Source organism: Nocardia suismassiliense, assembly GCF_900269665.1.
GTDB classification, from domain to species: Bacteria; Actinomycetota; Actinomycetes; order Mycobacteriales; family Mycobacteriaceae; genus Nocardia; species Nocardia suismassiliense.
Genome location: NZ_LT985361.1, coordinates 5,794,287 through 5,807,006, shown reverse-complemented (window position 1 = coordinate 5,807,006; position 12,720 = coordinate 5,794,287). Strand labels below are relative to the sequence as shown.

The following is a 12,720-nucleotide window of genomic DNA, read 5'->3' as shown; positions in this document are numbered from 1 at the left end:
CAAGCCGCCACAGCAAACGCAATTGCCAGGTACCGCAGAGCAATTCACTGGGTAGCGTTCGCCTCGTGAATTCGAACCCGGCACATTTGCGGCCTTCTTTAGAGCCCGCCTTCAGCCAGGTCGGCAATATCTTCGCACTATCGATCGATGTGCTGCGCAAGACATTCCAGCGGCCATTTCAATTTCGGGAGTTCATCGAGCAAGCGTGGTTCGTCGCGAGTGTCTCGATCCTGCCGAGTGCATTGGTTGCCATCCCGTTCGGTGCCGTTGTGGCACTGCAGACGGGATCGCTGATCAAACAACTCGGTGCCGAGTCGTTCACCGGCGCTGCCAGCGTGCTGGCCACCGTCCAGCAGGCCGCCCCGGTGGTCACCGCTTTGATCGTCGCCGGTGCGGCGGGTTCGGCGGTCGCCGCCGATCTCGGCTCCCGGACCATCCGCGAGGAGATCGACGCCATGGAGGTGCTCGGTATCGATCCCATCCAGCGGCTGGTCGTCCCTCGCGTCCTCGCGATGATGCTGGTGGCGGTGCTGCTCAACGGGCTGGTCTCCGTGGTCGGTATCGCCGGTGGCTACTTCTACAACATTGTCCTGCAAGGCGGTACGCCCGGTGCGTACCTCGCCTCGTTCTCGGCGCTGGCCCAGCTGCCCGACCTGTGGGTCGGGGAGATCAAGGCACTGCTGTTCGGATTCCTCGCCGGCGTCATCGCCTCCTACAAGGGCCTGCGGCCCGGCGGTGGCCCGAAGGGTGTCGGTGAGGCGGTGAATCAGTCAGTGGTCATCACCTTCATGGTGCTCTTCTTCGTGAACCTGATCGTGACGCTGGTCTACCTCCAAGTCATCCCCGCGAAGGGGGCGTGATCCATGGCGACGAAGTATCGGCCTCCGCTCCTCGCGAAGCCGGCCCGGCGATTTGGCGGAATCGTCCGTGCGCCGCTGGATGTGATCGACCGGGCGGGCGAGCAGATGTCGTTCTACTCGCGCACCATCGCCTGGATACCGCGCACCGTCGTGCACTACCGCAAGGAGGTCATGCGGCTGCTGGCCGAAGTGACCTTCGGGACCGGGGCGCTGGCGGTGATCGGCGGCACCATCGGCGTCATCGTTTTCATGTCGGGTTCGGTCGGCGTCGTCGTCGGACTCCAGGGCTTCAAGGCGCTCGACGCACTCGGCAGCTCGACCTTGACCGGTTTCCTCACCGGCTACATCAATACCCGCGAGATCGCGCCTCTGGTTGCGGCGCTAGCGCTTTCGGCGACGGTGGGCTGTGGTTTCACCGCGCAACTGGGCGCGATGCGAATATCCGAGGAGATCGACGCGCTCGAGGTGATGGCGGTGCCGAGTGTGCCGTTCCTGGTGTCCACGAGGGTCATTGCCGGTTTCGTCGCGGTGATCCCGCTCTACATCGTCGGACTGCTCGGCACCTTCGTCGCCTCCCGGCTGATCAGTATCTGGTTCAACGGCCAGTCCAGCGGAGCCTACGACCACTATTTCGGGTTGTTCCTGCCGCCGGAGGACGTCTTGTATTCCTTCCTGAAGGTGCTGGTCTTCGCGTTCGTCATCATCCTGGTGCACTGCTATTACGGGTTCCACGCCACCGGCGGGCCCGCAGGGGTAGGAGTCGCGGTCGGCCGAGCAGTGCGCGCCGCCATCGTGCTGGTCATGGTGCTGGATCTATTTCTCGGACTGGCCCTTTGGGGCACGACAACCACCGTCCGGATCGCAGGATGAGCAGGAGTTCAAACAATGAGTAGGACCCGCAAGACGCGTATCAGGTTGGCGGGCATCGCGTTCTTCGCGACGGCAGGTCTGTTCCTGTGGACGACTGTCGCGATCTACAACAAGACCTTCGTCCGCACCGTCGAGGTCACGCTGGTCACCGACAGCGCCGGAAATGCCTTGGCCCGCAACGCGGATGTGAAGGTTCGTGGTGTCACGGTCGGCGAGGTGCGGTCCAGCCGCTCCGAACGCGGGCAGGTGACCCTGGACCTGGCGATCGACCCGCGCAAGGCCGGTTTGATCCCGGCGAACGCGACCGCCCGGCTCTTGCCGAAGACCCTGTTCGGCGAACGGTATGTGGCACTGGTCATTCCGGCTGACCCCAGCCCGGCGCGGCTGACCGCGGGCGTCACCTTGCACCAGGACCGCAGCGGCAACGCCATCGAGGTCGGCAAGCTGCTCGATGATCTGATGCCGTTGCTGGAGGCCATTCCACCGCAGGATCTCGCCGCCGTCCTGGGCGCGCTCTCGCAGGGACTGTCAGGACAAGGCGAGGCGTTGGGGGTGACGGTGGACCGGCTGGACACGATCTTCGGCGATGTCAACGCGGTGATGCCGGAACTCCAGGAGGGGTTGCAGCACTTCGCTACCGCGGCGGCCACCTACTCCGATGCCGCGCCACAATTGGTCGAGGCGCTGAACAACTTCCGCACCACCAACGCGACCGTCGTCGAGCGTCGCACCGATATCGAAAACCTCTACGCGGTGGTGACACCGAGCTCGTCCAGGCTCGCCGATTTCCTGATCGCTAACCGCGCCAACATTATCGACGTCGCCGCCGATTCCCGTCCGGCGATGGAGACGCTGGCCAAATTCTCCCCGGCCTACGCCTGCACGCTGGCGAACTTCGCTCAGATCAAGCCACGCATCGACGAGCTCTTCGGTAAGGGCACGAATATGCCGGGTACCAGGGTGACGATCGAGCTCGTCAACAACCGAGGCCGGTATCTGCCCAACCAGGACGAGCCGCGCTGGTTCGATCCGCGCGGCCCGTGGTGCCTGCCCGAGATGCCCCTCGGTATCGACCCGGGCCAATATCCGAGCGGTCCCCCGAACGACGGCGGCTACCAGCCGCCCAGCCGCAACCCGGGCGACCAGACCACCGGATATCTGCCGGAGCCGCAGCTGCGGGTTTTCCCCGCCGCACAGCAGCCGACCCTGGCCGGTTCTCCCAGTGAACAGGATTCGCTCGGCGCGATCTACGGTGCGGCGCATGGTGTTTCGCCCGACACCGTGCCCAGCTGGCTGACCGGTGCTGCCGCGCCCGCCTTCCGTGGCAGTGAGGTGAGCGTCCGATGAGCAGACGCTGGCGTGGCCTCGGTGGCCCCTTCGTCAAGTTGACCGTGTTCGTGATCGTGACGCTGTTCGCGACCACCGTCCTTGCCCTGTCGATCGCCAACTACACCGGCGGCGGCACCGCGTTCAAGGCCCGATTTACCGATGTGACCTCCTTGGCTCCCGGCGACGAGGTTCGCATTGCCGGTGTGCGGGTCGGCAAGGTTACCGAGGTCGGAATCGTGGACCGGCGCGAGGCCGAAGTGGAATTCGAACTGCACGACCGGAATTGGCTGCCCGCCTCGACCACGGCCACCATCCGATACCGAAACCTGGTGGGCCAGCGCTACATCGCACTCGAACAGAGCGTCGGCGAGCAGGGCCGAAAGCTGAACGCGGGCGCCACCATCGGGTTGGACCACACCCGGCCAGCATTGAACCTCACCACCCTGTTCAACGGATTCCGTCCGCTGTTCCGCACGCTCACCGCGGAAGACGTGAACAAGCTGTCCTACGAGATCATCCAGGTGTTCCAGGGTGAGCAGGGCACCATCCACGACCTGGTGGCTTCGACGGCGTCGCTGACCAACAAGATCGCCGATAAGGACCTGGTGATCGGGAACCTGGTGCGTGATCTCACGACCGTCCTCACCGCAGTGAACGAACGCGACGACCAGTTCGACCAGCTCATCGTGAACATCGAGACGCTGGTGAGCGGCTTGTCCGCCGAACGCGACACGGTCGGCAGGTCGGTGACCTCGATGGGCAATCTCGCCACGGCCACCGCGGACCTGCTGGTTCCGGTGCGCCCGACCCTGCAGGGCGCTATCGCGGGCTTGAGTGACCTCACCGGCACCCTCAACGAGCGTTCCGACGAGGTGAACGCCGCACTGGCAACCCTGCCGGTGAAGATGGAGAAGCTCGGCCGCGTCGGCAGTTACGGCGGCTGGTTCCAGTTCTATCTGTGCGGTCTCGACATTCAGCTCGGTACCGGCGCCAAGGATGCGCCGCAGCTCAACCTGCCGACGATGCCGACGATCAACCAACCCCTGTACACGAACCCGGCCCCGCGCTGTCACGGAAAGGCCCGCTGATGGAATATCGGACATTGCACCGCGGCACACGCAGTCCTGCCACAGTGGGTCGGCTCGGCATCGTTCTGGTGCTACTGGCCGTGGTCGCTGTCTTCTTTCTGGACCGAGTGCCGTTCCTCGGAGGTAGCACGGGGTACACCGCGCAATTCTCCGAAGCCGCCGGTCTGAAGAAGGGCAACGAGGTCCGCATCGCCGGGGTGAAGGTCGGCCAGGTGTCCGACGTGCGCCTCGACGGTGACAAGGTGCTCGTGGACTTCCGCACCTACGGCGCCTGGATCGGCAACGAGACCACCGCCTCGATCCAGATCAAGACGGTGCTCGGCCAGAAGTATCTGGCCCTGGACCCGAAGGGAACCGCACCGGCCGATCCGGACACACCGATTCCGTTGTCGCGCACCCTGTCTCCTTACGACGTGGTGGACGCGTTCACCGATGCCGCCACCAACATCGATCGCATCGACACCGCACAGCTGGCCACCAGCATGCAGGTGCTCTCGGAGGCATTCGCGACCACGCCCACCGAGATCCGCGGCTCCATCGACGGAATAGCTCGGCTCTCGGCGACCATCGCCACCCGCGACGAGCAACTGCGGAAGATGTTCGACGCCACCGAGGGCACCACGGCGGTGCTGGCGCATCGCAATGCCGAGTTCGAGCGGCTGCTCGGCAACGGTGGGGCGTTGCTCGCCGAGCTGAACTTCCGTCAGCAGTCCATTCGCCAACTACTCACCGGTGCACAGACATTGGCCGCGGAACTGAGCGCACTGGTGCAGGACAACCAGGACCAGATGGGCACCGCGCTGACCAACCTGCGCACCGCGATCGGCATGTTGAACGACAACCAGGCCAACATCGCCAAGACCCTCGAGCTCGCCGCGCCGTTCTACCGGCTCTACGCCAACGTGATGGGCAACGGACGCTGGTTCGAGGCCGTCATCGTGAATCTTTCCCCACCCGCATTGCCGGAAATTCCTGGTGTCCGGCCGCCGATCCGCCGTATTGAAGGTAACTGACATGGTTAGCAGGATTCGCTCGCTGCCCGGTCTCGCGCTCGTCGTGGTCATCGCGCTGGTCGCGGCCGGCACGCTGTGGTGGGGATTCAACAGGGTCAACAGCACCCGGATCACCGCCTATTTCGACCGCACGGTCGGCATCTATCAGGGTTCGGATGTGCGGATCCTCGGCGTGCCGGTGGGTTCGGTGGAATCGGTGGAGCCGATCGGCGACCAGGTGAAAGTCGTGCTGCGCGTGGAGGATCGCTTCGACGTGCCCGCGGACGCCAGCGCTGCGCTGGTCACCCCGTCGGTGGTCTCGGACCGCTACATCCAGCTCGCGCCGGTCTACCGCGGTGGCCCGAAAATGGCGCGCGGCGCCACGATTCCCCGTGAACGCACCGTGACCCCGGTCGAGGTCGACCAGGTTTACGAGAGCATCACCGAACTCTCCGACGCTCTCGGCCCCAACGGTGCCAATAAGGAAGGCGCGGTGAATCAACTGGTCCGAACCGGCGCGGCGAACCTCGCAGGCAACGGCGAGGCCATGGCCGACAGCATCACGCAGCTTTCCCGGGCCGCGCACACCTTGTCGGATTCGCGCGGCGACATCGTCGCGACGGTCAAGAACTTGCAGACGTTCGTCTCCATGCTGACCGCCAACGATCAGCAGGTTCGCCAATTCAACACCCAGCTCGCGGATTTGGCGGGTTTCCTGGCGGGGGAGCGCGAAACCCTCGGCAACGCATTGCATCTGCTCTCGGTAGCGCTCGGCGATGTCGCCGGTTTCCTCGCCGACAACCGAGCCATGATCGCGGACAACGCCGACGCGCTGACCGCGCTTACCAAGAACCTCGCCGATCATCGGGGCGACATCGCCGCGGCACTGCCGGTGATCCCGGTGGCGATGAGCAATGTGATCGGCATCCACAACGGTGAAGCCGGCACCCTGGACATGCGGTCCAATTTCCCCGACCAGCTGCAGAATCCGTTCGGGACGATCTGCAAGATGATGGATCTGGGCAAACTGATCCCGGGAAATCCGACCTTCGACCAAGTCAGCAGGCAACTGCGACCGCTGCTCGACCATTGCTCGACGATCGCCGCCTCCCTCGCTGCGGCGGTGAAGTCGCCGATGATCCTGCCGTTCGGCATTCTCAGCAATGAGAACTTGCAGCGCGACCCGGTGCCCGGGACGGTGCCCGGCACCCCCTCCAATCAACTTCCGCCCTCGGAACAGGGAGATCGATGATGAGCGGAATTCGCTGCACAGCAAGAGGGTTCGGCGCCACGGTGGTGATTGTGGCGGCCGCCGCGATGGTGAGCTCGTGCGCCTCCGACGGGATATACAGTGTCGCCCTGCCCGGCGGTGCCGATATCGGGGACCGGCCGATGACCATCGCGATCGAGTTCGACGATGTGCTCGACTTGGTACCGCAGTCCACCGTCAAGGTCGACGGCGTACCTGTGGGCCGGGTCGAGGAGATTACCCTCGGCGCGGATATGTGGACCGCCAGTGTGCGCACCGTGGTCAACTCCTCGGTCGAGCTGCCCGTCAACGCCCGCGCCGAAGTTCGGCAGTCGAACCTGCTCGGCGAGAAGTACATCGAGCTCTCCCGGCCTGCGCAAGGCGCGGAGACGGCGCGGCTGACCCATGGTTCGGTGATCCCGGTCGCCAATACCCGCCACGCGACCGAGGTCGAGCAGGTGCTCGGCGCGATGTCGCTGCTCGTCAACGGTGGCGGCGTGGCTCAGCTGCAACCTATCGTCGCCGAGCTGAACAAGGCGCTCGGCGGGCGCGAGGACAAGGCGCGGTCCTTGCTCGAGCAGGCCGACACTCTGATCGCGGGCCTGAACACTCAGGTGCACGACATCACTGCGGCGATCGATGGCCTCGCCACCTTGAGTGGGCGAGTGAGCACCCAGACCGACAAGATCGGCGCGGCTCTCGACGAGCTGCCCAAGGGCATCGAGATCCTCGAGGAGCAGCGGCCCCAGTTGATGTCGCTGCTGACCCAGCTGGACCGGGTCGGGCAGGCCGGCTTCGACGTGTTGGACACCGCCAAAGACGACCTGATCACGGATCTGACGGCACTGCGGCCCATCCTGCAGGAATTGGGCAAGGGGTCCGAGGATCTGGTGAACGCGCTGCCGCTCTTCCCCACATACCCGTTCCCGGACGCGGCGCTGGAGAGCACCTTCGGCGGCTCGGTGAACACCTGGCTATCGGTCGATATGGAGATCGGTGTGCTGATGAGCAATTTCGGTGTGGGTAAGCCAGATCCGGTCTACACGCCGCCTCCGTTCGGGCCGCCGGTTCCGGTGAATCCGGCCAACCCGTATTACAACGGCAACGGCCCACGTCCGGGATGGCCGACGATCACGCTGCTGCCGACGCTGCCAGTACCCCAGCTACCCGGCCTGCCGGGCCTGCTGACACCGATGCTGGAAAACCTCGGGGTGGTCCCCGCCCCCGCCGATGAAGGTGGTCCGCGATGACCCGTCTGGTTCGCTATCAGCTGTTCGCCTTCGTGGCGATCGCCGTGATCGGGGTCAGCTATGTCGGTGCCCGATATGTCCGGCTCGATGAAATGTTCGGGTTCGGCGTCTATCACGTGAGGGTAGAAGCCGAACAAACCGGCGGCCTCTACCAAGGAGCCGAAGTGACCTACCGTGGCGTCCCGGTGGGCCGGGTCGGTGAACTCGAACTCACCGCGGGGGGTGTGGTGATGCGGCTCGACATCAGCTCGGGTGCACCACGGATCCCGGCCTCGGCCACGGCGGTGGCCGCCAACCGCTCAGCGATCGGTGAGCAGTACCTGGACCTGCAGCCGGACAGCCCGAACGGCCCATTCCTGCAGGACAATTCGGTGATTCACGGTGCGGTTGCACCGGTTCCGGTCGAACAGTTGATCGCCGGTGTGGACCACTTCACCAAGTCGGTGGACCTGGCCGCGCTGCACACCAGCATCACCGAACTCGGTAAGGCCTTCAACGGCAAGGGCGACGACATGCAGGTTCTGGTCCAGTCGCTGAACAACATCACCACCGACTTCCACACGGCGCTGCCGCAGACCATCCAGCTCATCCGCGACGGCAGGATCGCGCTCGGTACCCAGGCTGAGCAATCCGGCGCGATCCGCGAATTCAGCGACGGTCTCGACCGGCTCACCGCCCAGTTGCGCGACAGCGATCCGGATGTGCGGCGGTTGATCGGCACCGGCGCCGAGGCGGGCCAGGAGATCGACGGGTTGCTGATCGAGAGCGGGGACAAGGTGACCGAGAACCTCGCCTCGCTACGCACCCTGTTGAAGACGGTGTCGCCGAAATTCTATGCGCTGCAACCGATTCTCATGATGATGCCGCCGATCTCCTTCGGTGGGTCGGCCGCCGCGCCCGGCGATGGCACCACCCACTTCGGCTACGTCTTCGAGCTGAACTACCCGCCTGCCTGCTCAGCTGGTTACGAGGGCACACACAAGATCCTGGCGGATATGAAGGCCGCGAATCCGGAGTTCGACGACACCCGAGACGACTTCCCGTTCAACACCGATGCGCAATGCACCGTGCCCTTCGGTAACCCGACCGCGGTGCGCGGTGGGGCGCGCGCCGAGTACGCCGACCCGAGCATCCCGCAGCCCTGGGACAACACCCCGAAGACCGACCCGGACAAGCTCGACGTGAGCCCGATCGCCGTCCAGGTGGCGACCCTGCTCGGCGTCACGCCGAAGCGGTAACCGACAACGATGATGTGAGGTGCATGTGGTGAGTGAAACGAGTGAAGCTGCAGAGGCGACGGACCAGGACAAGCAACCGCCCAGGGTGGTCACCGCGGCCGCAGTCGGTGCGCTGGCCGTGGCGCTGGTCGCGGCCCTCTGGTTCGGTGGGAGCTGGGCCCGTGCGGCCTTCTTCACCGACGGCCCGCGTGCCGACGCCCGCGACGCCGCACTCGCCGCCGCGAGCCAGGCCGCGATCAATATGACCACGATCAAGGTCGAGGACATTCCGGGTTCGCTGGCCCTGGCACGGTCCTCGATGACCGGCAAGATCCTGGATTCGGCCAACCAGAACCGGCAAAAATCCGAGGAGATGGCACAGCAGGCCGCCGTCGGTATGCAATCCCAGGTGCAGGTGGCCGCGCTCACGTCGCTGAACAGCGAGTTGGACAAGGCCACAGCGCTGGTGGTGTTGAAGGTGACCGAGGTCAAGCAGGATAAGTCGGCATCGAGCTACCGCTACTCCTGGAGCCTGGACATGACCAAGGAAGGTGATGTCTGGAAGACCGAGCAGGTGGCTTCGCTGACTCAGCCGGTGCTGCTGGACAACTCCGGCGGCGCGACCAACACACCGCCGGCGCCGGTACCGGCGGCACCCGCCCCACGGCCCGGATCGTAGGAGTTCCAATGGCAAATCGACCGGTCAACCGGGTCACCACCAAACGCCGATCTGTAGACGCCGAAGCCGCGTCACCGGAGCCCATCGATGTGGACGAGTCCACCCCAGCGCCGGTAAGTCGGGCGAAGGGATCAGGAAAGAAACCTCTTCGCCGGATCTCGGTTCCTCGCCTCGACTTCGGCCGGACCGGCTCGTGGCGTCGGGTCTTCGCGGCGGCAGCAGGCGCCGTGGTGCTCGGCGGATCCGCGGCATTCGCGGCCACGCAGCCCGGTGTGGACGACGCCAACGCCGCGCTGGTCGACACGGCGGCGACCGAGGAAGTGAAGGCCGCGGCGGTGCACGCACTGCTGACCATCTACGGCTACGACGTGAAGACCATCGATCGCTACGACGCCGCTGTGCGCGAGGTGGTCACCGGCCAGATGCTGACCGATCTGGACAAGTTCTCGGCCACCACCGTCGAGGCCATCAAACAGGCCCAGACGAGCGTGCAGGCCGCTGCCGACCCTGTCGGGGTAAGCATGCTCACCACCGATCACGCCGAATTGCTCGTCAATCTCACGGTCGCCGCAACCAAAGACGGCATCGCCCAGCAGAGTGTCACCGGAACCGTCGTGCTGCGCATGAAAAAGGTGAATGACACCTGGCTGGCGGGCGAGATTCTCGATCGATGAATACAGTTGCGCCCCACAGCGCATCCAGTGCTCGGCTGTGAAACATCCAGCGTAAAGCCATTTCCGTCACCAGCCGACGATGAAACTATAGCGTCTGAATTGCGGCCGCTGCCTGACTCTGTCGATCAGATCGGGTAGCTGACAAAGTAGTCGAAGGAACGCAACGCAATGGCGCGATACACGAATTCCGCAATAGACGACCCAGCGGACGAAATCCTGAGCTGCCGGGTCACCGTCCATTTCCCCCGGCCGGATTCCCGTCCTGGCATGGTGCTCGAATATCGTGCGACGTGGCAGGAGGGGACCGAGTTCGCCGCAGCTGCACAGCATTTCGGGTTGTTGGTAACCATCGACGGTCAAGTCCGGCCGGGCCTGCGGCAGTTGCCCTGCCGCTGCCTCTGGCGTTGATCGCCGGGCTATGTCACCTGTTCGGTAGCCAGCAGTCGTTTAACGATTTTGCCGCTCGCGCCGCGCGGCAATTCGGTCAGGAATGACACGTCGCGGGGAACCGCGACGCGGCCCAGGCGATTTCGGATGTAGGTCTGGATCATGGCCGAATCAAGACCGGAATCTTGGTGTTTGACGACGAAGGCGGCCAGGCGTTGCCCGAATTCGGAATCCGACACGCCGACTACGGCGACGTCGTTCACATACGGCAGAAACGATAGGGCCTCTTCGACCGGTCGGGGAAAGACGTTCTCACCGCCGGAGATGATCATCTCGTCGTCACGTCCGGCGATGAACAGCCTGCCTGCCACGTCGACGTAGCCGAGGTCGCCGGTGTCGAGCATGCCGTCAGCGGCAGCCGGCGGTGTGGAATTGACATAGCCGTCGAAGAGCATGTGGTTGCCCACGAAGATCCGCCCTACCGCACCGATCGGAACCGGGCGTGCGTCGGCGTCGAGCACCGCGACTTTGGTTCCCAGTGGCGGACGGCCCGCAGTAGTGGGGGACAGGCGCAGGTCCTCGGGCCCGGCGATGGTCGCCCACGACACCTCGGTCGAGCCGTAAATGTTGTAGAGGATGTCGCCGAAGGCGTCCAGGAACCGCAGCACGGTCGCCGCGGGAAGTGGTGCGCCACAACTGGCTACGACCCGCAGACTGCTGGTGTCGTAGCGAGCGCGGACAGCACTGGGCAGGGCGAGGATGCGATGCACCATGGTCGGTACCACGATCAGCGAAGTGACTCGATGTTCGGCGATCAGTCGCAGGCAGTCCTCGGCGTCGAACTCCTCGGGCAGCACGACGGTGGCGCGCAGAGCGGTACTGAGCTGCAACGCCGCCAGCCCCCAGGTGTGGAACAGCGGCGCCGGAATGAGCATCGTTTCGTGTATGCGCAGCGGGATTCGCGACAGCAGCGCCGCGATCGTGCCGAAACCCTTCGGATGCGGCCGCCGTGCACATTTCGGGGCACCACTCGTGCCGGAGGTCAGTACCAGCAGCCGCCCGGGATGAGCGGGTCTGGGGATTCGACTGCGCCCCAACGCGATCAGATCATCGATCGTCGACCGATCGGCCGGTCCCCGCCGCGCTCCCGTCGTATAACGCGGAATGCCGTCATGCAGGTAGCCCACGAGCGGTTCGAGATCAGCGTCGACGAACAGCGCCGCCAAACGTTCTCGTTGGGCGATCTCCTCGAGCTGACTGCCGGATAGCCCAGCATTGAGCAGCACCAGATCAGCGCCGAGTTTTCCGGCGGCAACCATGGTTTCGACCATTCCGGTGTGGTTGTGGGCCAGCAGGCCGATCGAATGATGGCCATCGATTCCCAGATCGGCCATGGCCGTGGCGAGCGCATTGGTGCGCCGGTCGATTTCGGCGAAGGTCCGGCTGCCGTAGTCATCGATGAGGGCGGGCCGGTCCGGGTCGAGCGCGGCTCCGGCCGCGTATCCGCCGGGCAGGGTGAACCGCCATTTGGCCAGTCCCGCCAGCTGCCGCACGCTGCGGTCCGGCCGGCTCGGCGCTATCACTCCGGTCCGGATGATCTGCCCGGCCACATCCGCGCTCCGGCGAATCGGCACGTTCTCGCCGTTGATCAGCACGGATTTCGGGGCCGCCTGTCCAAGTTCCAGCACGTGGCACAACCCCGCCCGAGTCCAGGCGAGCACCGCGTGCTTGGACATGCGTGCGAGGCCCGGATGCACCCGCCCCGGCGCCAAGTACGTCACTCGTACCGTGGTCCGCTCCACCTGGTGGTAGCCGACGAACTTGCGTTCGAGCCGAACCGCCGCGAGGGCGCCGACCTGCGGCGCGGACAGCTCCAGGCGTTCGTACCACCGCCCGACGGTCAGACGTACTTCGACGGTTTCGATGCCGATCGCCAGTGAACCTGCGCGAAACGTTGTGCGCCAGTAACTTCCATCCTGTTCGAGCTGTTCCAGCCCGCCGATGCCGCTGAACAACCGCGCGTAATTCTCGGGCTGGATGAGGATGTTCCAGACCACCTGCCTGGCTAGTGGCAACTCGTGAACCACTTCGACGACTTCGGCAATCATTTCGCAACTCCCACTGC

Annotated in this window: 11 protein-coding genes; 10 read left to right on the top strand and 1 reads right to left on the bottom strand. The window is 64.9% G+C overall.

Annotated features, from left to right (window positions below):
• Positions 1-65: 65 nt before the first annotated feature.
• The 10 genes from DBO33_RS25760 to DBO33_RS25715 are packed head-to-tail and all read left to right on the top strand — an operon-like array spanning position 66 to position 10,208.
• A complete protein-coding gene (locus DBO33_RS25760; RefSeq protein WP_107657363.1) occupies positions 66-860 on the top strand; it encodes an MlaE family ABC transporter permease in 795 nt (264 codons plus the stop codon).
• A gap of 3 nt (positions 861-863) precedes the next feature.
• Positions 864-1,730: an MlaE family ABC transporter permease gene (locus DBO33_RS25755; RefSeq protein ID WP_107657362.1), complete on the top strand. Its 867-nt coding sequence runs from the start codon at positions 864-866 to the stop codon at positions 1,728-1,730.
• Between the two features lie 15 nt (positions 1,731-1,745).
• Positions 1,746-3,077, top strand: a complete 1,332-nt coding sequence (locus DBO33_RS25750) for an MCE family protein (protein WP_107657361.1) — start codon at positions 1,746-1,748, stop codon at positions 3,075-3,077.
• A complete protein-coding gene (locus DBO33_RS25745; protein WP_107657360.1) occupies positions 3,074-4,147 on the top strand; it encodes an MCE family protein in 1,074 nt (357 codons plus the stop codon). Before DBO33_RS25750 ends, DBO33_RS25745 begins: the two co-directional genes overlap by 4 nt.
• Positions 4,147-5,160 carry an MCE family protein gene (locus DBO33_RS25740; RefSeq protein ID WP_107657359.1) on the top strand — a complete coding sequence of 338 codons (1,014 nt, stop codon included), beginning with the start codon at positions 4,147-4,149 and terminating at the stop codon, positions 5,158-5,160. The genes DBO33_RS25745 and DBO33_RS25740 overlap by 1 nt, the downstream gene beginning before the upstream one ends.
• Position 5,161: 1 nt before the next feature.
• Complete coding sequence (locus DBO33_RS25735) at positions 5,162-6,391, top strand: MCE family protein (protein WP_107657358.1); 1,230 nt, start codon at positions 5,162-5,164, stop codon at positions 6,389-6,391.
• The gene (locus DBO33_RS25730; protein WP_107657357.1) at positions 6,388-7,638 is read left to right on the top strand and encodes an MCE family protein; all 1,251 of its coding nucleotides are present in this window, start codon (positions 6,388-6,390) and stop codon (positions 7,636-7,638) included. The genes DBO33_RS25735 and DBO33_RS25730 overlap by 4 nt, the downstream gene beginning before the upstream one ends.
• Entirely contained in the window at positions 7,635-8,876 is a 1,242-nt protein-coding gene (locus tag DBO33_RS25725; protein WP_107657356.1) for an MCE family protein, read from the top strand. The genes DBO33_RS25730 and DBO33_RS25725 overlap by 4 nt, the downstream gene beginning before the upstream one ends.
• Before the next feature lie 28 nt (positions 8,877-8,904).
• Positions 8,905-9,534 carry a hypothetical protein gene (locus DBO33_RS25720; RefSeq protein ID WP_159080514.1) on the top strand — a complete coding sequence of 210 codons (630 nt, stop codon included), beginning with the start codon at positions 8,905-8,907 and terminating at the stop codon, positions 9,532-9,534.
• 8 nt (positions 9,535-9,542) lie between these two features.
• On the top strand, positions 9,543-10,208 hold the full coding sequence (locus DBO33_RS25715; RefSeq protein WP_234391035.1) for a hypothetical protein: 666 nt from the start codon (positions 9,543-9,545) through the stop codon (positions 10,206-10,208).
• 416 nt (positions 10,209-10,624) lie between these two features.
• On the opposite strand, the gene DBO33_RS25705 is transcribed toward DBO33_RS25715, so the two are convergent.
• Positions 10,625-12,703: an AMP-binding protein gene (locus DBO33_RS25705; protein WP_107657353.1), complete on the bottom strand. Its 2,079-nt coding sequence runs from the start codon at positions 12,701-12,703 to the stop codon at positions 10,625-10,627.
• Positions 12,704-12,720: the final 17 nt, after the last annotated feature.

Coding starts and splice junctions, on each gene's coding strand:
- DBO33_RS25745 (WP_107657360.1), top strand. CDS start 3,074: ATGAGCAGACGCTGGCGTGGCCTCGGTGGCCCCTTCGTCAAGTTGACC.
- DBO33_RS25725 (WP_107657356.1), top strand. CDS start 7,635: ATGACCCGTCTGGTTCGCTATCAGCTGTTCGCCTTCGTGGCGATCGCC.
- DBO33_RS25735 (WP_107657358.1), top strand. CDS start 5,162: ATGGTTAGCAGGATTCGCTCGCTGCCCGGTCTCGCGCTCGTCGTGGTC.
- DBO33_RS25750 (WP_107657361.1), top strand. CDS start 1,746: ATGAGTAGGACCCGCAAGACGCGTATCAGGTTGGCGGGCATCGCGTTC.
- DBO33_RS25740 (WP_107657359.1), top strand. CDS start 4,147: ATGGAATATCGGACATTGCACCGCGGCACACGCAGTCCTGCCACAGTG.
- DBO33_RS25755 (WP_107657362.1), top strand. CDS start 864: ATGGCGACGAAGTATCGGCCTCCGCTCCTCGCGAAGCCGGCCCGGCGA.
- DBO33_RS25705 (WP_107657353.1), bottom strand. CDS start 12,703: ATGATTGCCGAAGTCGTCGAAGTGGTTCACGAGTTGCCACTAGCCAGG.
- DBO33_RS25730 (WP_107657357.1), top strand. CDS start 6,388: ATGATGAGCGGAATTCGCTGCACAGCAAGAGGGTTCGGCGCCACGGTG.
- DBO33_RS25715 (WP_234391035.1), top strand. CDS start 9,543: ATGGCAAATCGACCGGTCAACCGGGTCACCACCAAACGCCGATCTGTA.